Origin of the sequence: Actinoplanes subglobosus (assembly GCF_042650585.1) — a bacterium.
Taxonomy (GTDB): Bacteria; Actinomycetota; Actinomycetes; order Mycobacteriales; family Micromonosporaceae; genus Actinoplanes; species Actinoplanes subglobosus.
Genome location: NZ_JBHSBL010000005.1, coordinates 81,261 through 105,146, shown reverse-complemented (window position 1 = coordinate 105,146; position 23,886 = coordinate 81,261). Strand labels below are relative to the sequence as shown.

Below are 23,886 nucleotides of genomic sequence, written 5' to 3'. Positions count from 1 at the left end.
GAGCGGGCAGCCCCGTCGCGGTGTAGGCCCGTGACCCGCCGTGGCCGTACGATCAGAAAAGTCTCCACACCTTGACCTGACCGCCGGCCTGTTGGCACGCGAGGTGTTCGCCGTTGCGGCGGCAGCCGCTCGGTGTGGCGCCGGGGAGACGCCCGCGGACCTGCCCGGTCGCCCACTCGACCACGCTGAGTCCGTCACCGTCGGGACGGATCAGCAGGTCACCGACGGGCAGACCGTGCCCGAGGTCCCGCCGGTCGGCGCCGGTGCCCGGGTCGATCAGCACGGCGCGGCCGTCGGCGGTCCGGACGATCCCGTCCTCGCCGCCGATCCAGTCGGTGTTGGCCCAGACCACGTGCCCATCGACCGGATCAATCGCGGACAGGCCGGGCCCGCCGGAGACGCAGACGAGGGTTCCGCACGGCACCGCCGCCCGGGGCAGGAGCACCGGGACGGTCCACCTCGCGTCGACGCCGACCATCGTCACCGTGTCGTCCCCGAGCAGATAGGCCCGGCCGCCGATCACCCGGACTACCGGGGTCCCGCCGGCCGCGACGGCCTGGTCGGTGTAGTGGTCCGTCCGGCCGTCGCGCAGGTCGAGAGCGTAGACGGCGGAATCGGTCACGATCAGCAGATGGCCGCCGGTGGCCGCGACCGCGTGCGGCGGGTCCGGCAGATCGCGGCTCCAGACGGTCCGGTCCGTCGCCGGGTCGTGGAACGCCAGGATCCCGGTCGCGCCGTCCCAGAGGGCGATCCGGTCGCCGGCCATCCGGGCCACCGAGTACGTCCGGGGGTCGACCCGATCCTCGCCGGTCCGGACGTCGAGGATCCGGGTGTCGTCGTTTCCGGACACGACGAGCGCCGGCCCGACCTCGGTGAGCGCCGGGATCCCGGCGAACCAGTCGAGATCCCGCTGCCAGAGGGCCTTCCCGGAGTCGAGCGACCAGGCGACGACGTCCATCCGGCCGCCCGTCCGGGCCTGGGTGCTGTACAGCGTCGTGCCGGTGAGCAGCCACGTCCCGGACGGGCCGGCGGTCGCGGCTACCTCGATCAGGTTCCGCACCCCGGGCACCGGCGCGGACGGCCCGAGCAGGAACGCCAGCAGGACGACCAGCACCGCCGGCAACACACGTGTCGACGGCGGTGCCGGACGGGCCGGTGGGGCGACCTGGTCGAGATCGATCATCACTACGGCATTGTGCTGCCTACGGCGCGATCCGGTTGAGGTCGCGGGGGAAGGCCGTCGTCTCCCGGACGTTCGCGATCCCGGTCAGCCGGGCCACGAACCGCTCCAGGCCGATCGCCCAGCCACCGTGCGGCGGCATGCCGAAACGGAATCCGTCGAGATAGCCGGCGTACGGTTCGAGCGGCTCACCCCGCCGGGTGAGGGCTTCGACGTAGTCCTCGTACCGGTGCAGCCGCTGCCCGCCGGTGACGATCTCCAGCCCACGGAAGAGCAGGTCGAACCCGTTGGACCAGGTCGGGTCGGCCGGGTCCGGATGGGTGTAGAACGGCCGTTTCCGCATCGGGTAGCCGGTCACGAACACGAACTCCGAACCGTGCTCCCGCAGCGCCCACTCCCCCAGCGCCCGCTCGTGCGCCGGGGCGAGGTCGGGTTCGTCCTCCGGCGCCCCGGCGATCCGCAGCGCCTCACTGAAGTGCACCGCCGGAATCTCGTCAGGCGCTTCGACCGCGGTGCCGATCTCGCCGAGCATCCCCTTGATCGTCAGCGTCAGCGCGGCCATCACGTCCCGGTGGTCGGCGATGAAACCCATCTCCGCGTCCAGCGACGTGTACTGCGCCAGATGCCGCGCGGTGTCACTCGGCTCGGCCCGGAACACCGGCCCCACCTCGTAGACCCGCTCGAACACGCCGACCATCAACTGCTTGAAGAACTGCGGCGACTGCGCCAGATAGCCCGGCCGCCCGAAATAGTCGATCTTGAACACGTTCGCCCCGGACTCGGTCGCCGACTCGACGATCTTCGGGGTGTGGATCTCGACGAACCGCTGCGCCTCCAGCGCCTCCCGGAACCCCTTCGTCGCGGCGGCCGCGACCCGCAGGCCCGCCGCCCGGCTCGGATGCCGGAGAGCAAGAGCAGCGTGGTCCAGCTGGGCCGGAAGCCCGGCGTTCAGCGCGGGTCGATGCATTTCAAACGGCAGGGGTACGGCCACCCGGCTCAGTTCGTGGATGGACGGAGACGTCAGCTCCACTCCGTATGGCGCCTGCTCGTTGGCGGAGACCACGGCCGTCACCTCGACGACGCTCTCCTCGGTGAGCCGCTCCAGCTGTTCGCGGGTCTCCGGTTCGGTGACGACCACCTGACTGAACCCGCCGGCGTCCCGGACGACCAGGAACGCGACCGACTTGAGCAGCCGGCGGCGATGGATCCACCCGGCGACGGTGACTTCCCGGCCCGGTTCCTGCCCGGCCAGTTCGGTGGAGAGGATGCGTTGCATGGCGGTGACCTCCTCTGGTGACTGCAACGCGGCCCCAGGGAGGTGCGGGCGAGCGGGATCCTCGCGGTACCACCGCACCTTCGCGCCCGTCATTCACGGGCGCCTCTTTGTCGTGCTGCGGCTCCGGGGTGTCTTCACGCTCCGGCGCACGGGCCACCCCTCACAGCTACCGGGTGGCTCTCTCGGCCGGCGGATCGAAGCGTTACTCGGTCCCATCATCGCCGTGCCGGGAACGCTAACAGTCACCGATGCGGCATTCTCCTGAATTATGGGTGACCGCCCTCACACGAATGGTCACGTGAGCCTCGTCGCCCCTGCGCTGTGCCCGGCCTGTGCGGGCGTATCTTCGGGGTGTGACTATTGCTCCCGAGGGCCGCCGCATGCTGCGCATCGAAGCGCGCAACGCCGAGACTCCCATCGAGCGGAAACCCCCGTGGATCAAGGTCAAGGCCAAGATGGGCCCTGAGTACACCGAGATGCGCGGCCGCGTCCAGAAAGAGGGCCTGCACACGGTCTGCCAGGAGGCCGGCTGCCCCAACATCTACGAGTGCTGGGAAGACCGCGAGGCCACCTTCCTCATCGGCGGTGACCAGTGCACCCGCCGCTGCGACTTCTGCCAGATCGACACCGGCAAGCCGGCCGAGTTCGACGCCGACGAGCCGCGCCGCGTCGGCGAGTCCGTCGCCACGATGGGCCTGCGTTACGCCACGGTCACCGGTGTCGCCCGCGACGACCTGCCCGACGGCGGCGCCTGGCTCTACGCGGAGACGGTCCGCCAGATCCACAAGCTGATGCCCGGTTGCGGCGTCGAGCTGCTGATCCCCGACTTCAACGCCGACCCGGCCCAGCTGGCCGAGGTCTTCGGCGCCACACCCGAGGTGCTGGCCCACAACCTGGAGACGGTGCCGCGCATCTTCAAGCGCATCCGCCCCGGTTTCCGCTACGAGCGCTCCCTCGACGTGATCACCCAGGCCCGCGCCGCCGGCCTCGTCACCAAGAGCAACCTGATCCTCGGCATGGGCGAGACCCGCGACGAGGTGTCCTCGGCACTCCGCGACCTGCACGGCGCCGGCTGCGAGCTGATCACCATCACTCAGTATCTGCGTCCCACCCCACGGCACCACCCGGTCGAGCGCTGGGTGAAGCCGGAGGAGTTCGTCGAGCTCCGCGAGGAGGCCGAGCAGATCGGTTTCGCCGGCGTGATGAGCGGCCCGCTGGTCCGCTCGTCCTACCGCGCGGGCCGCCTCTACAAGCAGGCCCTCGAAGCCCGCGGCTGACGCCCCATCCCGGGCGCCCTTTCCACGGCGCCCGGGCCCCTCCCCACACAGCCAGTCTGCCCCCAGCCGCCGCCTTAGTCCTGGCCGCTCCAAACCCCTGGCCACCCTGCACCTCGGCTGCCCTGCACCTCGGCCGCCCTGTACCCGGCTGCCCTGCATCTCGGCCTCCCGGGCCCGGCCACTCTGCAGCCCCGACCGCTCTGCACCCGGCCACCCCCCATACCTGGCCACTCTGCACCCAGCCACCCCACACCCGGCCCGCTCCGCACCCCGCCCACCCTGCACCTCGGCCGCCCCAGGCCCGGCCACCCCAAGCCTGGCCACTCTGCACCCAGCCACCCCACACCCGGCCCGCTCCGCACCCCGGCCACCCTGTACCTCGGCTGCCCCGGGCTCGGCCACTCTGAATTCGGCTACACGGCACCCTCGGCTTCGGAACCTTCGCGGGAAAGCGCGAGCCCCACACCGAAATCGGCGTGGGGCTCGTGGCAAGCGGTCTGGCGCAAACTATTTCTTCTTCTTAGCGGCTTTCTTATCCTTTTTACCCTTTTTGCCATTCTTGCTGTCCTTGCCGCCCTGCTCTGAGCCCCACCGGGACTCAGCAACCTCAGGAACCAGCACAGGCGAAAGAAGCTTCAGGAAGATCATGGCGAGCGGAGCCAGCCAGGCCCACCACGGCACCAGTGAGTCCGGCCCCATCAGCATGCCGACGACGTCATAACTCACCTCGACTGCGGTATCCATCATCTGCCTCCGGGGGACGAAATGCTCAGGTCAGGCAAGACGCCCTCCTGTGCTTCGGCCCCCAATATCGGACCCCCACCGCCCGCCATTAGCGTTTCCACCCACCACCAACCGCCGCCAGTTCCACCCCACGAAGATCCCCCACCGAACACCGCTCCCCACCCTCAACAACCCCGACCCCCACCACCAAACCGGGCGCCCAGCAACGCACCCACCAGCACAAACGCACCTGCACCGCCTCCCCCGGGCCGATAACCACACCCAGACCGATCTCTGGGTGCTCACACCGCCACCCGAGGGCTACAACCGCACCCAAACAACAACAGGGCACCCCCACCGCCACCCGAAGGCCGATAATCGCGCCCGAATCCGCCACCGGGCGCCCACACCGCCACCCCAGGACTACAACCGCACCCAAACAACAACAGGGCACCCCCACCGCCACCCGAAGGCCGGTGATCGCGCCCAGGCAGACGTCCGGGTGCTCGCAACGCCGTCCCACAGCGGTGACCATGCCCTGGTAAGCGACCTGGCCTCGCACTCGCCGCACCTTGGATGGTGGGCGTACAGCACGAGCAGCCGGGCGCCGTGCCAGCCTCCGGCCCCTGGCGCGAAGGGTGGTGCCTGCCGCGAAGGGTGGTGCCTGCCGCGAAGGGTGGTGCCTGCCGCGAAGGGTGGTGCCTGCCGCGAAGGGTGGTTCGTAGTTCGCAAACTCTGGTGAGAAGGCTGCCATGGTCATCGCGCGGAATCCCGCCCATGGCCGCTCAGCTGTTCAGACGACGTCTCGGTGGGTCCCGTGCAGAACCCTCGCCGATGGAATCGGGGCGCCAGAAGCGATCCCTCGTTGCGTACCACGCATGAAACTGACGCACGACCCGCCATATCCAGGCGTCATCGACAAACGTAAAGCAGCGCGGGCGAGACTGTGGAACGCATCGTGGGTGAGAACGCGCGACGACGAACGGCGAGGTCAGGAGTCGAGTAACCGAATCGGTGGGCGCCAGCAGAGTCAGGCGTCGAGGCGGTGAACGATGCGCGGGGTCAGGCGTCGAGGCGGTGAACGATGCGCGGGGTCAGGCGTCGAGGTAGCCGAGTCGGTGGGCGACGGCTGCGGCCTCGACCCGGTTGGTCACCTCCAGTTTGGCGATGATCCGGGAGACGTGGACGCTCGCCGTCTTCGGGGAGATGAACAGGCGCTCGGCGATACGGCCGTTGCTGTGGCCCTCGGCTACCAGGAGGAGTACCTCGCGTTCACGGGCTGTCAGCAGGTCGGTGGCGGCGGTGGGGGCTGCGAACTTACGGATGCCCAGGCGGCGGGACAAGACATCGGCAGCCTCGCACAGTGGGCGGGCCCCGAGAGCATTGGCCAGGGCCGCAGCTTCGGTGAGGGCCGTGGTGGCGGCGGGACGGTCGGCCGCGGACGCCTCGGCCAAGGCTAGGAGGGCACCGGCCAGCTGGAAGGGCTGTCCGTCTTCTCGCCACGCCTCGACCGCTGCCTGCCAGCGCTCGGCACCGCCGTCCAGGATGGCCGCTAGCTGTGCGGCGTAGGCGCGCTCGGCGGGATAGCGCTGTGGCAGGAGTGCGGCGAACGCCCGGATCGCACCTTCCAGACCGCTCGCTGTTGCCCCAGACCCGGCGGTATGCAGAGCCAAGGCCTGACGGGCTGCCGCAGCCTGCGACCGAAGAGCAGACGAGGACTGGAGGATTGCGGCATCGGACCGCGACGGCTCGGGCCCCGCCGCGGACAAGGGCTGAAGGTTGGTGGCAGGCCCAGCCTCGGGGTCCGCAGCGGACGAAACGGCAGGCGAAGAGCCGGCGGCACCGCCGGGCGATGAGACAGCGGCGGGTGAAGGGGTGACGTCAGGCGAAGAGATAACGGTCGAGGCCGAGATGACCGCGGACGCGGGAACGACGCCGGACGCGGAGGTGGCGGCAGTCGCGGAGGCTGCGGGCTCCGAAGTCGCGGCGGGCGCGGAGGTGGCAGGCGCGAAGGACTCGGACGGGGCAACGAGTGAGGGCCCGGAACTGGCAACGAGCGAAGACTCGGAAGTAGCGACGAACGAAGACTCGGAAGTGGCAACGAGCGAAGACTCGGAAGTAGCGACGAACGAAGACTCGGAAGCGGCGACGAACGAAGACTCGGAAGCGGCGACGAGCGAAGACTCGAGGGTGGCGGCGAGTGGGGGTGGGAGGGTTCGGGCTGCGGCGGTCAGGACTGGCCAGCTGTAGCGGGGGCGGTCGATGAGGGACTCGTCGTGGAGGGCGGCTGTCGCTGCGGCTCGGGCGGAAGGTAGGTCGCCTGTGGTGAGGGCGGCGACGATGCGCAGTTCCAGGAGGGAGATGCGGGCCTCCTGGGTCAGGAACGGCTTGGCCAGGAATGTCAGCGCCTGCGTGACGACGGGGGCGGCGCCGTCGTGGGCTCGGGCCAGGCGTAGGCGTGCGCGGAGGCGCAAGCCGGGGAGCGCCAGGGTGCCGGGTGGGTCGTGTCGGGCCGCCTGGGCCAGGAGGATGTCGGCCTCGTCCCAGCGGCCCAGGGCCATCAAGGCCTCGGCGTGGTTGGCCAGCAGGTAGACGCCTGTGGTGCGGCTGACTCCGACGCGGTCGGCCAACGGGACGCCCTCGGCGGCTGCCTCGGCGGAGGCCGTGTAGTCGCCCAGCTCGAACAGGGCGTCGGAGAGGTTGACCAAGGCGGCTGCCAGGTTGGGGACGTCGCCTGAGGCTCGGCTGCGGTCGACGGAACGGCGCATGGCGGGGACGCTGCCGGCAGCGGGGAGACGGCCGCTGCACACCTTGCTGTAGGTGATCTCGGCCGCGACCTGGGCGGCCTCGTCGCCCAGGTCGGCGGCGGCGGTGAGCACCATCTGGGCGATCCGGTCGGCGTCGGGATCGTCGACGGCGGAGAGGACGTAGACGACGTCACTGAACAGCTTGAGCCAGGTGTGGTCGCGGGGCACACCGGTGAGCAGGCGGTAGGCCTCGCGGGCCTCGGCGGCGCCGTCGCTCTTGCCGGCGTTGCGCAGCAGCTTGGCCCGGCGGATCAGCAGGCGGGCGGCGCGGACCGGCTGGGCCTCGAAGTCCAGGTCGGCGAGGGTGACCCGGGTCAGGGTGAGGGCGCGCATGTGATCACCGGAGTCGATGGCGGCGAGTGCCGCCTCCTCCAGCAGGTCGAGATGCCCGGCGCCGACCAGGGCCGCCGGGTCGGGCACCAGGTCCCATAGCTCGAGCATGCGGTCGAGGAGGCGGGCCCGCTCGGCGAACGCGTAACGACAGCCGGCCGCGTCGGCGGCTCGGTGCGCGGCGACCAGGGCGCGGGCGTGGTCGCGGGCGGAGAACCAGTGGTGGGCGATCTCGGCGGGGGCCCGGTCGGCCTCGACCAGGTGCGGCTCGGACTCGATGGCCTGCGCGTAGCGGGCATGCAACCGGGCCCGCTCGCCGGGCAACAGATCGTCGTGGACCGCCTCACGAACCAGGGCATGCCGGAATTCGTAGCCTCCATCCGGATCGGTGACGATGAGCTGGGCGGCGACAGCGGCCCGCAGCGCGGACTCCAGCTTCATCTCGTCGAAGCCGAAGGAGACGGCGTCGAAGGAGGCAGCGCCGAAGGGTGGCGCGGCGAAGGGTGGCGCGGCGAAGGAGGAGACGGCAGGGCCAGCACCGAAGGAAGGGCTCGTGGAAGGGCTGCTGGAAGGGGCATCGGAGGAGGAAGTAGCGGAGGAGGCGGAGGAAGAGGAGGAGCCGCCGCCGCCGAAGGAAGGGTCGGCGGAGGAGACGGAAGAACCCGCGCCGAAGGAAGCGGCCGCGGAACCGCCGCCGAAGGAAGAACCGGCGGCGGAAACCGCGGACCCACCACCGAAGGAAGAACCGCCGGAGGAAACCGCGGACCCACCACCGAAGGAAGAACCGCCGGAGGAAACCGCGGACCCACCACCGAAGGAAGAACCGCCGGCGGAAACCGCGGACCCACCACCGAAGGAAGAACCGCCGGAGGAAACCGCGGACCCACCACCGAAGGAAGAACCGCCGGCGGAAACCGCGGACCCACCACCGAAGGAAGGGCCGGCGGCAGAGTCCGCGGAGCGGAAGTCGCCGGAGAGGACCCGGATGAGCAGCTCGTGACCGAAACGGATGCCGCCGACCGCGGCGACCCGCAGCACCCGCTGGGTCGCGTCGGGCAGTTGGTCGACGCGGGAGAGCAGCAGGTCGCGCAGGGTGTCGGGGATGTCGCCGCAACGCGGGTCGGCGGAGGTGGCGAACTGCTCGATGAAGAACGGGATGCCCTGGGCGCGGCGGCTGATCGCGTCGACGGTCGGCGGGTCGGGCTCGGCGCCGAGCAGGTGGCCGAGGAGCTCGGCGGTGCCGTCGCGGTCGAGACGGTCCAGGTCGTGGCGCTGCACGCCGCGGGCCCGCTCCAGCTCGGCCAGGAACGGCCGCAGCGGGTGGCCGCGGTGCAGCTCGTCGGTGCGGTAGGTGGCGATCAGCAGCAGCCTGGGCACACGCGCGGAGCGGACCAGGAAGGCGATCAGGTCGCGGGTGGACCGGTCGGCCCAGTGCAGGTCCTCGATGACCAGGACGACCGGGCGCTCCTCGCCGAGCCGGGCGAAGAGTGCCCCGACCAGCTCGAACAGGTGACCCCGGCGGGCCTCACCGGGCTCCGGTGCCGGGCCCAGCTCGGGCAGCAGCCGGGCGAATTCGGCCTCCCGCCCGGCGAGCACGGCCCGGCCCTCGCGGCGGCACAGCTCACGGAGCGCGGCGGCGAACGGGGCGAACGGCAGGCCCTCCTCGCCCAGCTCCAGGCACTGGCCGAGGAGGACGCGGGCGTCGAGCGGGCGGCAGAACTCCTCGACGAGACGGGTCTTGCCGACGCCGGCCTCACCGCCGATCAGGACGGCGGTCGGCTCGTCGCCGTGGGCCCGCACGAGGGCCTCACGCAGCACGGCCAGGTCGGGATCGCGCCCGACCAGGACCGTGCTGTGCACGCTCACCGTCATGAGGTCGAGCATGCCACGCGTGTACGACAGGTTTTCCGCTCCGATCATGATGTGAGAGGCCGGCGCCGGAGACGGCGTGGCCACCTTCGTCGGGCGCGACGGTGGTCCGAGGCGTCCCGGAGCATGTCGTCGATGCGGTAACGGGCCAGCTGGAGGTGGGTGCCGGGGTCGCTGAGCGGAATCATGAGAGGGACTCTTCGCCCGAAGGCGGCACCCGGGCATGGGGACGCCGCCTCATCTCTCCCGGCGGCCCCTCCTTACTCAGGGCTCGTGAGGTCCCCGGGACGCCGTAAGGTACCTGAGCCCCATTACACTTCCGGGCATGGCAAAACCCCAGGAGAAGGTGCGGTTCGGCGAGCGCCTGAAGCAGATCGGCCAGGTGTTCGCGTTCACCGCCAAGCAGGACAAGTGGTTCGTCCCGCTGGTCATCGGCGCGGTGGCGATCCCGCTCGCGATCACCGTGACGATCGTGCTCCTGACGGGTGGCTGGCTGTGGATCCCGGTCGGCATCCTGTTCACGCTGCTGGCCGTGCTGATCGTGCTCAATCTGCGGTCCAACACGGCGATGATGAACGGGATGGAGGGGCAGCCCGGCGCCGCCGCCTCGCTGATGGAGAACATGCGCGGCGACTGGCGGGTCCGCCCGGCGGCGAGTTCCACCACGCAGTTCGACATGGTGCACGTGGTGATCGGCAAGCCCGGTGTGATCCTCCTCGCCGAGGGTGACCCGCAGCGTGTCCGCAACCTGCTCAGCCAGGAGAAGAAGCGGCTGGTCAAGGTGATCGGCAACGCCCCGATCTACGACTACGTGATCGGCTCCGACGAGGGTCAGCTGTCGATCCGCAAGCTGCGTTCGACGATGCTGCGCCTGCCGCGCAACCTCACCGGCAAGGATGTCAACGCGCTGGACAAGCGGCTCGGCGCGCTGATGGCGCGGCCTCAGATGCCCAAAGGCGCGATCCCCAAGAACATGCGGCCGAGCAAGGGCGCGTTCCGGCAGCAGCGCCCTCGCTGACCTAGGGGGTACGGGGTGAGCAGCCCCGAAACGACGGCAGTCCGTCCCGAGTACCGGGGCAGGCTGCCGTTGTCATGTCGAGGCGTGCATGTGTGGCCGTATCCCGCAAAGGTCTTCCCTCCGGAGAGACAAGGACCTCCATGATCGGTCCGGAGCGATAGCCTCGGGTCTACGCCTCTGTCCGGCGGTCCACGCCGGACAGTGACGCCGACCTGCACCCTGGGCACGAAGGAGTTCCGCTCGTGGTCAGCACCCTGGCGGTTCCGGGCACCTATCCGACTCTGCGTGACGCTCTCGAGGTGGCTCCCGACGGGGCCGTCATCACGCTGGATCCGGGCACCTACCGGGAGCGTGTCGATCTGGTGGGCCGGCGTCTGACGTTGCGGGCGTCGGGTGATCCGGGGTCGGCGGTCGTGGACGCGTCCGGTCTGGACGGTCCGGCGCTGGCGGTGGCCTCCGGTGACGTCGAGGTGGACGGGCTGGCTCTGGTGTCGGACGACTATCCGGCGGTGGCGGCCGGCGGCGGCCGGGTGCGGTTGCGGCGGTGTGAGCTGTCGGCGGGTTACGGCGCCGGTCTGCAGGCCGACGGTGGTGCGACGGTCGACGCCGCCGAGGTCCGGGTGGTCTCGGGGCAGCACGGTCTGGTCTTCTCCGACGCGGGCGGCACCGTCGACTCGTGTGAGGTCCGCGGTGTCTCGGACGACGGGGTGATCGTGCGGCTGGGCGCCGATCCGGTGATCCGTGGCTCCCGGATCACCGACTGCGGTCACCGCGGTGTCTACGTCTATCAGTCGGGGCGGCCGCTGATCGAGCGCTGTGACGTCTCCGGCACCGGTGACGCGGGCATCGTGGCAGCTCACGGGAGTTCGCCGCGGATCGTCGAGACCTGGGTGCATCAGACGGCCGGGCCGGGGATCGTGGTGGGACCCGGCTGCACGGCCGTGGTGGAGCGGTGCCGGGTGGAGGAGACCGCGGGCCCGCCGGTGCGGGTCGATCCCCGCGCCGAGGCGACGGTGACGCTGAGCGACGGCGGCGGGCTGCCGCAGGCGGGCCTGCTGGCGGCCGGCGCGGCGCAGGATGCCGCCGAGGTGGAGCGGCTGCTCACCGAGCTCGACTCGATGATCGGGCTGGCCGGGGTGAAGGAGGAGGTCCGGGCGCTGATCGACGAGATCCAGGTGAACGAGTGGCGGCGCGGTGCGGGCCTGTCGGTCGGCGCGGTGAGCCATCACCTGATCTTCACGGGCGCCCCCGGGACGGGGAAGACGACTGTCGCCCGCATCTACGGACAGTTGCTGAAGGCGCTGGGTGTGCTGCCGAACGGGCAGTTCCGTGAGGTGTCCCGCCGTGATCTGGTCGGGCAGTACATCGGGCACACCGCGGAGAAGACGACGTCGGTGTTCGAGGCGGCGATGGGTGGGGTTCTGTTCATCGACGAGGCGTACACGCTGGCCCGGGCCGGTGGGGCGGCCGCCGACTTCGGCCAGGAGGCGATCGACACGCTGGTGAAGCTGATGGAGGACCACCGCGACCAGGTGGCGGTGATCGTCGCCGGCTACACCCGGGAGATGTCCGACTTCCTGGACGCCAACTCGGGTCTGGCCTCCCGGTTCGCCAAGACCATGGAGTTCGAGAATTACGGTCCCGACGAGCTGGTGCGGATCGCCGACCGGATCGCCCGGCACGACGACTACGTGTTCGCCGACGGGCTGCCGGAGGCGCTGTGGGAGCACTTCGGACAGCTGGAGCGGGACCGTAACTTCGGCAACGCGCGGGAGGCCCGCAAGCTGCTGGAGGGCATGCGCAAGGCCCAGTCGGGCCGGTTGCGGGCGATGGGGCGGATGCCCAGCCGCGACGACCTCCGGACACTGATGCTCGCCGATCTGCGGGTGGCCACACGCTGAGAGACAGGGGGTGAGACGTGCATCGTGGTGAAGGAACGACCTATCGGGCGGCCCCGCCGCCGGCGGTCGCGGTCCGTGCGGTGCCCCGGCGCGGGCATCTCGGGTCGCTGAGCCTCGCGCAGATCCTCGTCGCCGAGGCGGTGGTGCTGGCGCTCGCCGCGTCGCTGGCCGCCACCCCGCTGGTGCTCCTGCTCGTCGGCGCGGGCTCCGCGGCGCTGCTGTTCGTCTTCTTCTCCCGGCGGCAGCACCGCTGGTGGCTGGAGCACCGGCAGCTGGCCCGCGACCACCGGCGGCGCCGCGCGGCCCGGATCGATCCCCGGCCCGGCCCGGTGCTGGCGGCGCTGCGCACCGTCGCACCGGGCCTCACCGTCCAGGACGTGACGGCCTCCGACGGTACGGTCGGCGTGGCCCGCGACGAGGCCGGCTGGTTCGGTGTCGTCGTGCTCGACCCGGCCGCCGCGCCGCTCCCGCTGGACTCGCTGCTCGGCGTCCTCTCCGGCACCGGCCAGCCCGGCCTGGTGATGGAGCTGGTCACGCACACGGTGCCGGCGCCGAGCCCGGACGTGCCGGCCGCCTCGCCGTCCGGCGCCTCCTACCGGATGCTGTCCGAGTCGGCCGGGGGTGGCCCGGTCCCGTCGTTCCGCGAGTCGTCGGTCAGTATCCGGGTCGACGCGCAGACGCTGGCCGAGGCGCTGCTCGACCACACCGCCGACCCGGACGCGGCCGCCGCGCTCGTCGCGGGGCTGGCCCGCAAGCTGGTGACCAGCCTGCGGCGGCTCGGCGTGACCGGGCAGCCGCTGGACGCGGAGGGGCTGCTGGCGCTGCTGGCCCGCTCGTGCGACGTGGAGCCGTGGGCGCTCGCCGACGGGCCGGGGGTGGACGAGGCCTGGACCCACTGGCGGTCGGCGCGGCTGGTGCACCGGACGTACTGGCTGCGGACCTGGCCGGCGTCGGCGACCGAGATCGGGTCGCTGTTCGCGTGGGCGTCGACCGCGCCGGCCGCGCAGACGAGTGTGGCGCTCGTCCTGGGGGCGGGCGGCGGCGACGAGGTGCCGGTGCGGGCCTTCATCCGGCTGGCGACCCGGCCCGACGCGGACCTGCGGGCACTGGACCGGGTGCTGGTCGAGGGGGTCCGGCGGGCCGGCGGCGAGCTGCAGGCACTCGACGGGGAGCACGGGCCGGCGGCCTACGCGACAGCGCCGACCGGGGGTGGCGCGGGATGAGCTACCCGATGCCGGTCCCGGAGGAGCGTGCCGTCCAGCAGCAGGCGCCGCCGCAGCCGCGGACGGCACCGTCGCCGCCCGCTGTCGCCCGGGCCGCCGTGCCGATCGCGCGGGCACCGGTCGCCCCCGCGGTCACGTCCGCGCCCCTGGCCACGCCGACCCCGCTGACCCGGCCACCGGACCAGCCGGGTGGGCCGCCCCCGGGGCCGGACGGTGAGCGGCCGCGGGACCGGACCGGGCCGTCGGGGCAGACCAGCCGGCTACGGATCGGCTGGCACACCGTGCCGCGGTCCGGGTTGCGCCGGGTGACGGTCACGCCGTCCTCGTCGGCGGGGCTGTTGCTCGGGCGGGACCAGCGGCAGGCGCCGGTGCCGTTGCGGCTCTTCGCTCCCGAGCCGGTCCGGGTGACGCTGGTCGGCGGGGTGTGGGCGGCCCAGCTGCTGATCTTCCGGGCGTTCTCGGTGGGGGTGCGGGTGGTCGTGGTGACGACCGAGCCACGGGCGTGGGCGGGCTTCGGCGAGCGGTCGACCGGGCAGCCGAACCGGTTGACCGTGATGTCCGGGGAGCCGGCCGGGCCGTACGGCGGGACCGCGCAGACCCCGCTGCTGACCGTCTACGACCTGGGGGTGTCCGGGCCGATGACGAGCCCGCCGCTGGGGCCGTGGCACACCCAGCTGACCGTGCTGCGACAGCTGGACCGGCCGGGGGTGCCGGTGGTGCAGGAGGCCGGGCTGGTGGTGCTCCAGCGGCTCGGCGGGGACGAGGCGACCCTCGCGGCGGCGGCACTGCGACTACGGCCACAGAGCGGGCAGCTGCTCCAGACGATGAACGACGACATGGTGGCGCTGATCGGCGACGGGGACGACCGCTATCTGTTCCTGCACCAGACCGGGATCGAGCAGCAGTACGTGGGACTGCCACGACGGTGACCAGCGGCCACACCCCGGCGGCCGCGTCGCGGCCGGGACCACCGCGGACGTCGCGTCGTGGAGACGGAACACGATCGATGCGGTTGCGGGCGGCCGTCTATTCCGTACCATATCGGCTTTATCGAATTGGCGGTGACCAGGCCAGCTGCACCAGCCGGGCGCCGTGTTTGCGGGTGACCATCCAGGCCCGGCCGGGTGGCAGCGGCTGTGGTTTGAGGTTGCCGAAGAGCGGGCCCTCCTCGCGCTGACCGGACATCATGATCCCGGGCGAGGCCAGCTCCCGGATCCGCCCGATCACCGGGTCGAACAGCGCTCGTCCGGCGCCGCCGATCCGCCGGGTGATCACCAGGTGCAGGCCGATGTCGCGGGCCTGCGGCAGGAATTCCAGCAGCGGTGTCAGCGGGTTCGGGGTGGCCGACGCGATCAGGTCGAAGTCGTCGACCAGCACGTACAGCTCGGGGCCCTTCCACCAGCTGCGGTTGTTGAGCATCTCCGGGGTGACGTCGGGGCCGGGCAGCCGCTCCCGCATCGCCACCGCCACCTGGTTGATCAGGTCGGCGGTGACCTGGTGCGACGTGCCGTAGCCGATGGTCTTCTCCGGTGGGACGCAGCCGAGCAGACTGCGCCGCAGGTCGACGAGGAGGAGCCTGGCCTCGGACGGGCTGTGCGCGGCCGCGATCGACCGGGCCAGGCTGCGCAGGAACGAGCTCTTGCCGCTCTCCACGTCGCCGAAGAGCAGCGCGTGCGGTTCGGCGTCGAAGTCCAGCACGACCGGCTGGAGGTCGGCCTCGGCGATGCCGATCGGCACCAGCCCACCCCGCGCCGGCGGCAGCGCCTCGAACGGCAGCTCGGCCGGCAGCAGCCGGACCGCCGGCGCCGGCGCGGCCGTCCACTGTGCGGCGACGTCGCGGACCAGCTCGGCGACCGCCTCGGCCAGGTCGTCGGTGCGCTGCTCGCGGTCGATACGGGGCAGCGCGGCGAGGAAGTGGAAACCGTCCGGGGTGAGACCGCGGCCGGGCGCGTCCTCCGGCACGTTCACCGCCTCACGCCGGTTGATCACCGAGTCGGCGGCCTCGCCCAGCCGCAGCTCGATCCGGGTGCCGAAGACGTCCCGGATCTGCGGGCGGACGTCCATCCACCGGTTCGTCGCGGCGAGCACGTGGATGCCGAATCCGAGACCACGGTTGGCCAGCTCGTGCACCGTCGTCTCGAGGTCCTCGAACTCGGTGCGCAGCGTCGACCAGCCGTCCACGACCAGGAAGACGTCACCGAACGCGTCCTCGGCGAACCGCCCCTGCGCACGGGCCCGCCGATACGCCGCCGCGCCCTCCACGTTCTCCGCGGCGAACAGCTCCTCCCGGGCCCGCATCAGCCCGTGCAGCTCGGCGATGGTGCGCCGCACCTTGTCCACGTCACGCCGGGTCGCCACCCCGCCGACATGTGGCAGATCGGCCAGCGCACTGACCGGCCCGCCACCGAAGTCGAGCCCGTAGAACTGCGCCTCCCGCGGGGTGTGGGTGAGCGCGAGACTGACCACGAGCGTGCGCAGCAGGTTCGACTTACCCGACTGGGACGCGCCGACGATCATCACGTTGCCGGCCGCACCGGACAGGTCCAGCCACATCGGATCGCGGCGCTGGTCGTACGGCCGGTCGACGATCCCGCCAAGCGCGTGCAGCGACCCGTGCCGGTCCTCGGCGTCGACGGTCAGGCCCCGCTCCGGCACGGTGATCACCGGCGGCAGCATCTGCCCGAGCGTGGACGCCTTGTCCAGCGGCGGCAGCCACACCTCGTGGGCGGGCGCGCCCTTGCCCTCCATCTGCCGGACCAGCACCTCGATCAGGGTGTCCCCGACCGTGGTCTCCTCCGGTCTCTCCGCACCGGCGTCGGGCGGGAGGTCGAGCAGCGGCGCGACGTAGAAGGTGGAGAAGTCACGGATCGGGTTGCCGCCACGGCCACCGGCGCCGGGCAGGTCACCGTTCTGCCGGACCGCCCCGGAGACGTACGCCGCCTTCAGCCGGATGAGCCCGTCGGTGCCGGTCCGCAGATAGCCGTGCCCCGGCGACCGCGGCAGCTCGTAGGCGTCGGGCACCCCGAGCACGGCCCGGCTCTCCATCGACGAGAACGTGCGCAGGCCGATCCGGTACGACAGGTGCGACTCCAGCCCGCGCAGCCGCCCCTCCTCCAGTTTCTGCGAGGCCAGCAGCAGGTGGATGCCGAGCGACCGGCCGACCCGTCCGATCTGGACGAACATGTCGATGAAGTCGGGCCGGGCACTGAGCAGCTCGGAGAACTCGTCGACGATGAAGAGCAGACTGGGCAGCGGGGCCAGCGGCACCCCCGCCGACCGGGCCCGCTCGTAGTCGCGCTGGGACGCGTAGTTGCCGGCCTTGCGCAGCAGCTCCTGCCGGCGGGTCAGCTCGCCCTGGATCGCCCCGAGCATCCGGTCGACCAGGGGCAGCTCGTCCTCCAGGTTGGTGATCATCGCGGCGGTGTGCGGCAGCCGGTCCAGTGAGGCGAACGTGGCGCCGCCCTTGAAGTCGACCAGCAGGAGGTTGAGGATCTCCGGGCTGTGCGTCATGGCCAGCGCCAGCACCAGCGTGCGCAGCAGCTCCGACTTGCCGGAGCCGGTCGCGCCGACGAGCAGGCCGTGCGGGCCCATGCCGTCCTGCGCCGACTCCTTCAGGTCCAGCTCGACCGGGCGGCCGTCGGCACCGACCCCGATCGGCACCCGCAGGCGGTCCCGGTTGGGCCGGCTCGCCCACAGCTCGTTCAGGTCGATCCCGTACGGATCCTCCTGCTCCAGCAGCTCGGCCAGCCCGGTGTCCTGGGAGATGGCCGGCGCGTCGGCCTGCGAGGCGGCGGAGAGCCGCAGCGGTGCCAGCTCCCGGGCCAGCACCTCGGCCTCGGCCGGGCTCAGCACGTCGGCCCGCCCCACCTCGGTCGGACCGTCCATCGTGGTGCCGGTGACCGCACCGTCGGCGGCGATCTCCAGCACCACCGAGCTGTCGTCGAGCAGCCGCGGCGGTGGCACCGACAGGTCGACGATGGTGACACCGGCGACGCCGCCCTCGGTCATCAGGTGGTCGGAGCCGGCCGTCGAACCACCGTCGATGATCACGATGACGTGCGGCCCGCCACCGGGCGCACCCGCCGGGTCGAAACGGGGCCGGTTGACCAGCACGTCGTCGAGCATCGCCTCCAGCGCCGGCACGCTCGGGGCGACCAGGCGCACCGGCCCGACGGCGTCGGTCTTGCCCGGGTGCTGGGTGTGCGGCAGCCATTTCACCCACTCCCACCGGGCCCGCTCGTGGTCCGGCACGCAGACGCCGATACGCAGGTCGTCGGGGGCGTGGAAGGTGACCATCTGGGCCAGCAACGCGCGGGTGAAGTCGTGCGTGTGCCGGTCGGCTCCGCGCACGTAGATGTGCGAGAAGTCGCGCAACGCCACCGACACCGGCAGGTCCGGCACCACCGAGTAGGTGTTGAGGAACCGCCGCAGCGCCATCGTGCACAGTGGCTCCAGCTCGTCGACCGGCCGCGTCTGCGGCGGCACGAGACGGGTCGCCACCTCCTGCGGGCCGACCGCGATCCGGACGACGGTGAAGTCGGCGTCGCCGCGCCGCCGCTCCCACAGCCGGCCGCTGTCGGTGAACGTCCAGAGCGTCTCCGGATCGGGGTTGCGGTAGTAGAGCGCCTCCCGCTGGCGGCGGATCGTGTCGCGGACCTGCGCCCGCAGCTGGGAGAGGTGACGAAGGTACTGCCGGCGGGCCTCGACCATCTCGCGTTTGCCCGGGCCGGAGGTGTTGGTCAGCATCATCGCGAACATGCCGAGGATGGACACCCCATACATCGCGCCGGCCACGTAGGTGATCGGGCCGCCCCGCTGCGCCCCCATCATCAGGCCCATCGCCGCCGCGCCCGCACCCATCGGCAGGATCATCAGCATCCGGCTCCAGCCCTTGCCCTGCGGTGGCGGGATCTCCGGCGGCGGATCGAGCGGGACCTCGCCGGACGGCATCACGGGCGCGGGCCGGCGCGGTGGCCGCTTGATGATCGTTACTGTCACTCTGGGCTCCCCGTCTGTGACGTAGCGACATCATCCTATCCGTGATCGGTGTCCGATCCTGCTACGTTGTCCACTGTGAGCGCACCCGCAGCAAGCGGGCCCTCGCTGGCCCGGGTGACCGTCGCGGCGCCGACCCGCCGTCTCGATCTCGCGCTGCCCGACAACATGCTCGTCGCCGAGTTGCTGCCCCACCTGCTGCGGCATGCCGAGGGCGCGCTGGGCGAGCCGTCCGAGCGTTACGGCGGCTGGGTGTTGCGCCGCGCCACCGGCACCACCCTGGAGCCGGGCCGCAATCTGGCCTCGCAGGGTGTGCGCGACGGCGAGTTGCTCCATCTCGACCCGGCCCGGGAGGACTGGCCCGAGCTGGCGTACGACGACGTCGTCGAGGTGATCGCCGGCGGCTCCCGGCGGGCCGGCCGCACCTGGAGTCCCGCCGCCACCCGGCGCTGCGGCCTGGCCGTCACCGCCGGCGCGCTGCTGCTCGGCCTGGCCGGGCTGGCCGCCACCGGCCCCGGCTGGGTGCTCCCCGGTGTGATCGCGCTGGCCGTCTCGCTGGCGTGCGCGGTGCTCGGCATCCTGCTGTCCCGGGCGTTCAAGGACGCGAACGCGGGCGGTGTGGTCGCGGCGAGCGGCCTGCCGTACGCGTTCTTCGGCGGCGCCTGGCTACTCACCGAGCCGGGCGGCGGTTTCCTCGCGGTCGGCGCGCCCGGCCTGGTCCTCGGCTCGTCGGCGCTGCTGGTGGTCAGTGTGCTCGGTCATGCCGGGGTGGCCGGGCTGACCAGGCTCTTCGTCGCCGGCATCGCGGCCGCCCTGACCGGCCTGATCGCGGCGACGCTGGTGTTCGCCGGGGTGTCCGCCGAGGGCGCGGCCGCGGTGGCGCTGACCACGGCGATCGGGCTGCTCCCGGCCTATCCGGTGCTGGCCGGCTGGCTCGGCCGGCTGCCCTTCCCCGACCTGCCGGCCCGGGCCGAGGAGATCCTCGAGGATCAGCGGATGCCCCGCCGGGCCGACGTGTTCGCCGCGGTGGTGCGGGCGACCGAGGTGCTGACCGGTTTCATCCTGTCGGCGGCGCTGTGCAGCATCGTGGTGATGACGTGGCTGGCACTGTCCGGTCCGGACACGTCGGCGGTGCTCCTGATGATCGCCGCGATCGCCGCGCTGCTGCTGCGGGCGCGCCTGCTGCCCACACCGCAGCAACGGGTGCCGCTGCTCACCGCCGGCCTGCTCGGCCTGACCGGTCTGGGTGTCGGCCCGGTCGTCACCGGCGCCGTCTCCGGGGTGGTCCTGGTCGCCCTGGCCGCGGTCGTCACCGGGGTGGCCCTGCCGTCGGCGCTGATCTACAGCCGCAAGGCGCCGTCGCCCTACCTGGGCCGTGCCGCCGACATCCTCGACATCATCGCGATCATGGCGCTGATCCCGCTGGCCTGCGCGGTCGCCGGGCTCTTCGACACGATCAGGGGCCTGTTCGCCTCGCTCGGCGGGTGATCCACCGATGATCTCGCGCCGCGACCAGCTGCAGTCGTACCAGTTCATGAACCAGCGGGTGATCTCCGCGTTCGTGATGCGGGAGACCGATCCGGCCCAGTCGCCGCTGCGCCGCGGCATCGGCGCCCTGTTCGGCGGCCTGATGGTGGCGGTCCTGGTGGCCGCCGGTTTCGGCATCTACGGCCTGCTCACCCGGACCGGCGCCAACCAGTGGCAGCAGGACGGCTCGGTCGTCGTCGAGCGGGAGAGCGGCGCCAGCTTCGTCTACCTCCGCGGCCGTCTCAACCCGGCCGTCAACTTCACCTCGGCGAAACTGGCGTCCGGCCGCCCCAACCCGCCCGTCTACCGGATCGCCGCGAAATCCCTGGCCGGCACCCCGCGCGGCGTCACGATCGGCATCGCCGGCGCCCCCGCCTCGCTGCCCGACGCGTCCGGCCAGGCCGGCCTCCCGTGGGCGATGTGCGCGGTCCCCGGCGACCGTCCCACGTCGATCCTGCTGGTCGGCGCCCCCGGACCGGCCGGCACACCGCTCGGCGACCGTGCCGCCCTGGTCACCGACGGCACCGCCACCCACCTGATCTGGCAGGGCCGCAAACACCGCATCCCGGAACGCACCACCGTCGTCGCCCTGTTCGGCAACCAGGCGGCCATCCGGATCGGCACCGCCTGGCTCAACGCCCTCCCGTCGGGCGCCGACATCGCCCCGCTCACCGTCCGCGACCTGGGCGATCCGTCGGACGCGGCCCCCGGCTTCGACATCGGCGACATCCTGGTGACCGAAACCGGCAGCGGCCGCCAGTTCAATCTGATCCTCGCCGACGGCCGCGCCCCCATCACCGCCGTGCAGCAGGTGGTCCTCAGCGCCGGCGACGATTTCGGGGAACCCCGCAAGATCGGCGTCAACGACCTCACCGACATCCCCGAGAGCCGCACTCTCGACGCCGGCGACCCTGCCGTCCGCGGCCCCGACCAGGTCCCCCGCCTGGCGGACGTGGCCGGCGACGAGTCCGCGTGCGCGGTCACACGCGACGCCGCGAAACCTCCCGACATCACGGTCGGCGGCCCCGCCACGGCCTACAGCGCCGCCATCCCCACCAGCGGAACCGCCGATCCCGGCCGCCCCCTCGCCGACCGCATCCAGGTGGCCGGCGGCCGGTTCGCCCTCCTCCGCGTACCCGGCTCCGGCACGTTCACCCTGGTCACCGACGTCGGCCTACGGCACCCCATCCCGAGCCCCGACGCCCTGGCCCGTCTCGGCTACACCCCCGCGCTGGCCGCCACGGTCCCCACCGCTCTGATCAACGCGATCCCGGCGGGCGTCACCCTCGACCCCGCGGCGGCCACTCTGCCCGCTTCTTGACCCCTTTCCCGGTACGGCCACCCAGCCCTCAAAGCACCAATGCCGTCCCGCCGGTCCCCCGCGACGCAGGCACCCCCTCACGCCCGACAACGCGCCCGCCGGGCTGCGATCCCGCCCTGACGGCTACCCCTCCACGCCCCCTCCCCACGCGAGGAAACGGCAAGAGCCAGCCGACCAAGACCCACCGCCGCCCGGACAGCCCTCCAACCCGACGTGGTACGGGCGTGGGTGGGTCACGGGCGGCGGGACGGGGCTGAGGGCGTGGGTGGGGTGTCGAGGAGCATGAGTGGGGGGCCGGGTTCCAGGGGCTCGGATGGGGCCGTCAGGTGGGGGGCGAGGCCGGGGCGCCATGTGCGGCGGCGGCTTCGGCGTACCGCTGCGGCGACCAGCAGCAGGGCCGTGACCAGGGCCGCGGATGCCACGGCGGTGTTGACGGCGATCGCCCGGCGGCGGAGTTCGGTGGTGTTGTCGGGTACGGGTGCCGGTTCGAGGGCGGGGAGCCGGCGGGCGCTCGTGTCGACCACCTGGGCGGTGAGGGCGGCGTAGGGGCTGACGACGCCGGCGCCGAAGGCGGGACCGGACGGGGCGGGGCTGGTGGTGGCGAGCAGGCGGCGGGTGATCTCGGCGGCTGACAGGTTCCGGTCCCGGGCCCGGAGGAGTGCGGTCGTCGCGCCCACGAATCCGGCGGCGATCGCTGTGCCGGACGCTTCGACCACGCCGCGGCCGGTCTGCAACGTGGGTACCGCGACACCGGGCGCGATCAGGTCGACATAGTCGCCGAACTGGGATGTCGGCGAGATCTGCCCGTTCTGGTCGATGGCGCCGACGCCGATGACTCCGGGATACGAGGCGGGGTACGGATCGGGGTTCCCGTCGTCGCGCCCGCCGAGGTCTCCGGCGGCCGCCACGATGACGACGTCCTGTGCCAGGGCGGTCGAGACCGCCGATGCGAGGCCGGGGTCGTCCCGGTAGACGGGCGCGGCCACGACGATCACGTCGGCGTCGTTCTGGACGGCGGCGAGGATGCCCCGGGCCAGGGTTCCGGGGCTGGGTTCGGAGCCGGCCGGGTCGTCGGGCATCACCCGTACCGGAAAGATCGTGGAGCCCGGTGAGAGGCCGGCGGCGTCCCCGTCGCCGCCGCCGGGCCGGCCGCTGATGGTGCCCGCCACCTGGGTGCCGGTTCCGGTGCAGTCCTGGTCGGCGCCGCCCGCGTTGTCGACGGTGTCGGCTCCGTCGAGCACCCGGTCGTCGAGTTGCGGCTGTCCCTGGTCGACACCGGTGGAGAGCACCGCCACCCGGGTCGCCCCGCCGTCCTCCAGTGCCCGGACCGCGTCGGCCTGGAGCATGACCCGGGCCCACGAGCCGTCGACCCGGTCCTTTCCGGGCTCCGCACAGTTCTGCCCCGGCACCGCCGGACGAACACCCACCCCGCCGATCTTGAGCGGTCGACCACCGGAAGCGGTGGTGAATCGTCCGAGATCGGGCGCCGGAGAACCGGCGGCAACAGCCGGGAGAGCGGCGGCGCCGGAAAACGGGACGATGATCGACAGGAGCAGGCCGAGCCGGGTGATCGCCGTCGTTCTCATGTCACATATATTCCGTTGCTCGGATCGGAATCAGGGAAACGATCTCGTGCACCTTCTGAAATCCGCACGGAATTGCCATTTCCGGAGACAGAGGATCGACCGCCGGCAGGAATTCCGGCGGTCGATCGGTGAAGCGGGGCGGAGTGGTCACATGTTGGCGGCGATCTGTGCGTCGACCTGCTGCATCCGCTCGGCCGAGGCGCCGAGCTTGACGCCGACCATGGCGAGCGCCTGCTTGATCTCGGTGGCGCCCTGGTTCCACTTCTGCCGGGCCTCGTCGCAGGCGGTGCCGGCGGCGCCGGTCCAATCCTGGGCGAAGAGCTGGGTGAACGCGGTGTACAGGTCGTTGAGCTGCTGGTCCATCTGGCCCTGGAAGCTGTTGATGGAGGCCGAGGTGTCGGCGATCTGTCCGAAGTTGTAGGTGATGTTCATGATGTGAGGTCTCCGATTCCGGGTCAGCCGCGGAGGGCACTGAGAACGGCGCTGTCGCCACCGGCAGCGGCGCCACGGATGGCCTGCGCGGCCTCGTCGTCGTTCACGCCGTACGTCTGCGAGGCGGCCGACATCTTGCCGCCGAGTTCGTCCAGCGCCTGCATGATCTTGGCCAGACCGTCGTTGAGCTGGGCCGAGACGTCCTGGAGGGCGTTGTTCGCGGTTCCGGCGAAGGCGCCGCCGCTGAGGCCCTGGATCTGACCGAGCAACTGGCCCATGCCCCGCGAGATGTTCTGTCCGGTGTCGGCGCACCGGGTGGCCATGGCGTTGAGCTGTTCCTGTGTGGCATGGACCTGACCCATGCCCGGCGTTCCTGCCACGATCTCTCCCCGATTCTCGTGTCCGGCGTTCCGGGGGTTCG

The 23,886-nt window shown here is 71.9% G+C and carries 15 protein-coding genes; 7 read left to right on the top strand and 8 right to left on the bottom strand.

All coding sequences use genetic code 11. The features are described 5' to 3' along the window. Window positions 1-52 precede the first annotated feature (52 nt). Together ACFO0C_RS04025 and aspS are read right to left on the bottom strand one after the other, a co-directional pair. Window positions 53-1,183 (bottom strand): outer membrane protein assembly factor BamB family protein, encoded by a 1,131-nt coding sequence (locus tag ACFO0C_RS04025; protein ID WP_378065550.1) that lies wholly within the window; start codon window positions 1,181-1,183, stop codon window positions 53-55. 19 nt (window positions 1,184-1,202) lie between these two features. Beyond that, window positions 1,203-2,456, bottom strand: a complete 1,254-nt coding sequence (gene aspS, locus ACFO0C_RS04020; RefSeq protein ID WP_378065125.1) for an aspartate--tRNA(Asn) ligase — start codon at window positions 2,454-2,456, stop codon at window positions 1,203-1,205. 314 nt (window positions 2,457-2,770) lie between these two features. On the opposite strand from aspS, the gene lipA reads away from it, so the two are divergent. Next, a complete protein-coding gene (lipA, locus tag ACFO0C_RS04015) occupies window positions 2,771-3,733 on the top strand; it encodes a lipoyl synthase (protein ID WP_378065549.1) in 963 nt (320 codons plus the stop codon). A 507-nt stretch (window positions 3,734-4,240) separates the two neighbouring features. Here the strand turns inward: lipA and ACFO0C_RS04010 are convergent. After that, window positions 4,241-4,477, bottom strand: a complete 237-nt coding sequence (locus tag ACFO0C_RS04010) for a hypothetical protein (RefSeq protein WP_378065124.1) — start codon at window positions 4,475-4,477, stop codon at window positions 4,241-4,243. Window positions 4,478-5,550: 1,073 nt separating this feature from the next. After that, window positions 5,551-9,477, bottom strand: a complete 3,927-nt coding sequence (locus ACFO0C_RS04005; RefSeq protein ID WP_449190854.1) for an AAA family ATPase — start codon at window positions 9,475-9,477, stop codon at window positions 5,551-5,553. A 310-nt stretch (window positions 9,478-9,787) separates the two neighbouring features. On the opposite strand from ACFO0C_RS04005, the gene ACFO0C_RS04000 reads away from it, so the two are divergent. The 4 genes from ACFO0C_RS04000 (at window position 9,788) to ACFO0C_RS03985 (ending at window position 14,533) form a co-directional block, all read left to right on the top strand. Further along, entirely contained in the window at window positions 9,788-10,480 is a 693-nt protein-coding gene (locus tag ACFO0C_RS04000; protein WP_378065122.1) for a DUF4191 domain-containing protein, read from the top strand. 242 nt (window positions 10,481-10,722) lie between these two features. Further along, window positions 10,723-12,381 (top strand): right-handed parallel beta-helix repeat-containing protein, encoded by a 1,659-nt coding sequence (locus ACFO0C_RS03995; protein WP_378065121.1) that lies wholly within the window; start codon window positions 10,723-10,725, stop codon window positions 12,379-12,381. Window positions 12,382-12,398: 17 nt separating this feature from the next. Continuing rightward, on the top strand, window positions 12,399-13,604 hold the full coding sequence (locus tag ACFO0C_RS03990; RefSeq protein ID WP_378065120.1) for a type VII secretion protein EccE: 1,206 nt from the start codon (window positions 12,399-12,401) through the stop codon (window positions 13,602-13,604). Beyond that, a complete protein-coding gene (locus ACFO0C_RS03985; RefSeq protein ID WP_378065119.1) occupies window positions 13,601-14,533 on the top strand; it encodes a hypothetical protein in 933 nt (310 codons plus the stop codon). Before ACFO0C_RS03990 ends, ACFO0C_RS03985 begins: the two co-directional genes overlap by 4 nt. Window positions 14,534-14,651: 118 nt before the next feature. On the opposite strand, the gene eccCa is transcribed toward ACFO0C_RS03985, so the two are convergent. Further along, on the bottom strand, window positions 14,652-18,602 hold the full coding sequence (eccCa, locus tag ACFO0C_RS03980; RefSeq protein ID WP_378065118.1) for a type VII secretion protein EccCa: 3,951 nt from the start codon (window positions 18,600-18,602) through the stop codon (window positions 14,652-14,654). A 75-nt stretch (window positions 18,603-18,677) separates the two neighbouring features. On the opposite strand from eccCa, the gene eccD reads away from it, so the two are divergent. Both eccD and eccB read left to right on the top strand, forming a co-directional pair. Next, window positions 18,678-20,087, top strand: coding sequence for a type VII secretion integral membrane protein EccD (eccD, locus tag ACFO0C_RS03975; RefSeq protein WP_378065117.1), 1,410 nt, complete (start codon window positions 18,678-18,680; stop codon window positions 20,085-20,087). A 7-nt stretch (window positions 20,088-20,094) separates the two neighbouring features. Then, window positions 20,095-21,447 (top strand): type VII secretion protein EccB, encoded by a 1,353-nt coding sequence (eccB, locus tag ACFO0C_RS03970; protein WP_378065116.1) that lies wholly within the window; start codon window positions 20,095-20,097, stop codon window positions 21,445-21,447. A gap of 233 nt (window positions 21,448-21,680) precedes the next feature. On the opposite strand, the gene ACFO0C_RS03965 is transcribed toward eccB, so the two are convergent. The 3 genes from ACFO0C_RS03965 to ACFO0C_RS03955 form a co-directional block, all read right to left on the bottom strand. Beyond that, a complete protein-coding gene (locus tag ACFO0C_RS03965) occupies window positions 21,681-23,033 on the bottom strand; it encodes a S8 family serine peptidase (RefSeq protein WP_378065115.1) in 1,353 nt (450 codons plus the stop codon). Window positions 23,034-23,180: 147 nt separating this feature from the next. After that, on the bottom strand, window positions 23,181-23,465 hold the full coding sequence (locus tag ACFO0C_RS03960; RefSeq protein ID WP_378065114.1) for a WXG100 family type VII secretion target: 285 nt from the start codon (window positions 23,463-23,465) through the stop codon (window positions 23,181-23,183). 23 nt (window positions 23,466-23,488) lie between these two features. Beyond that, window positions 23,489-23,845, bottom strand: a complete 357-nt coding sequence (locus tag ACFO0C_RS03955) for a WXG100 family type VII secretion target (protein ID WP_378065113.1) — start codon at window positions 23,843-23,845, stop codon at window positions 23,489-23,491. Window positions 23,846-23,886: the final 41 nt, after the last annotated feature.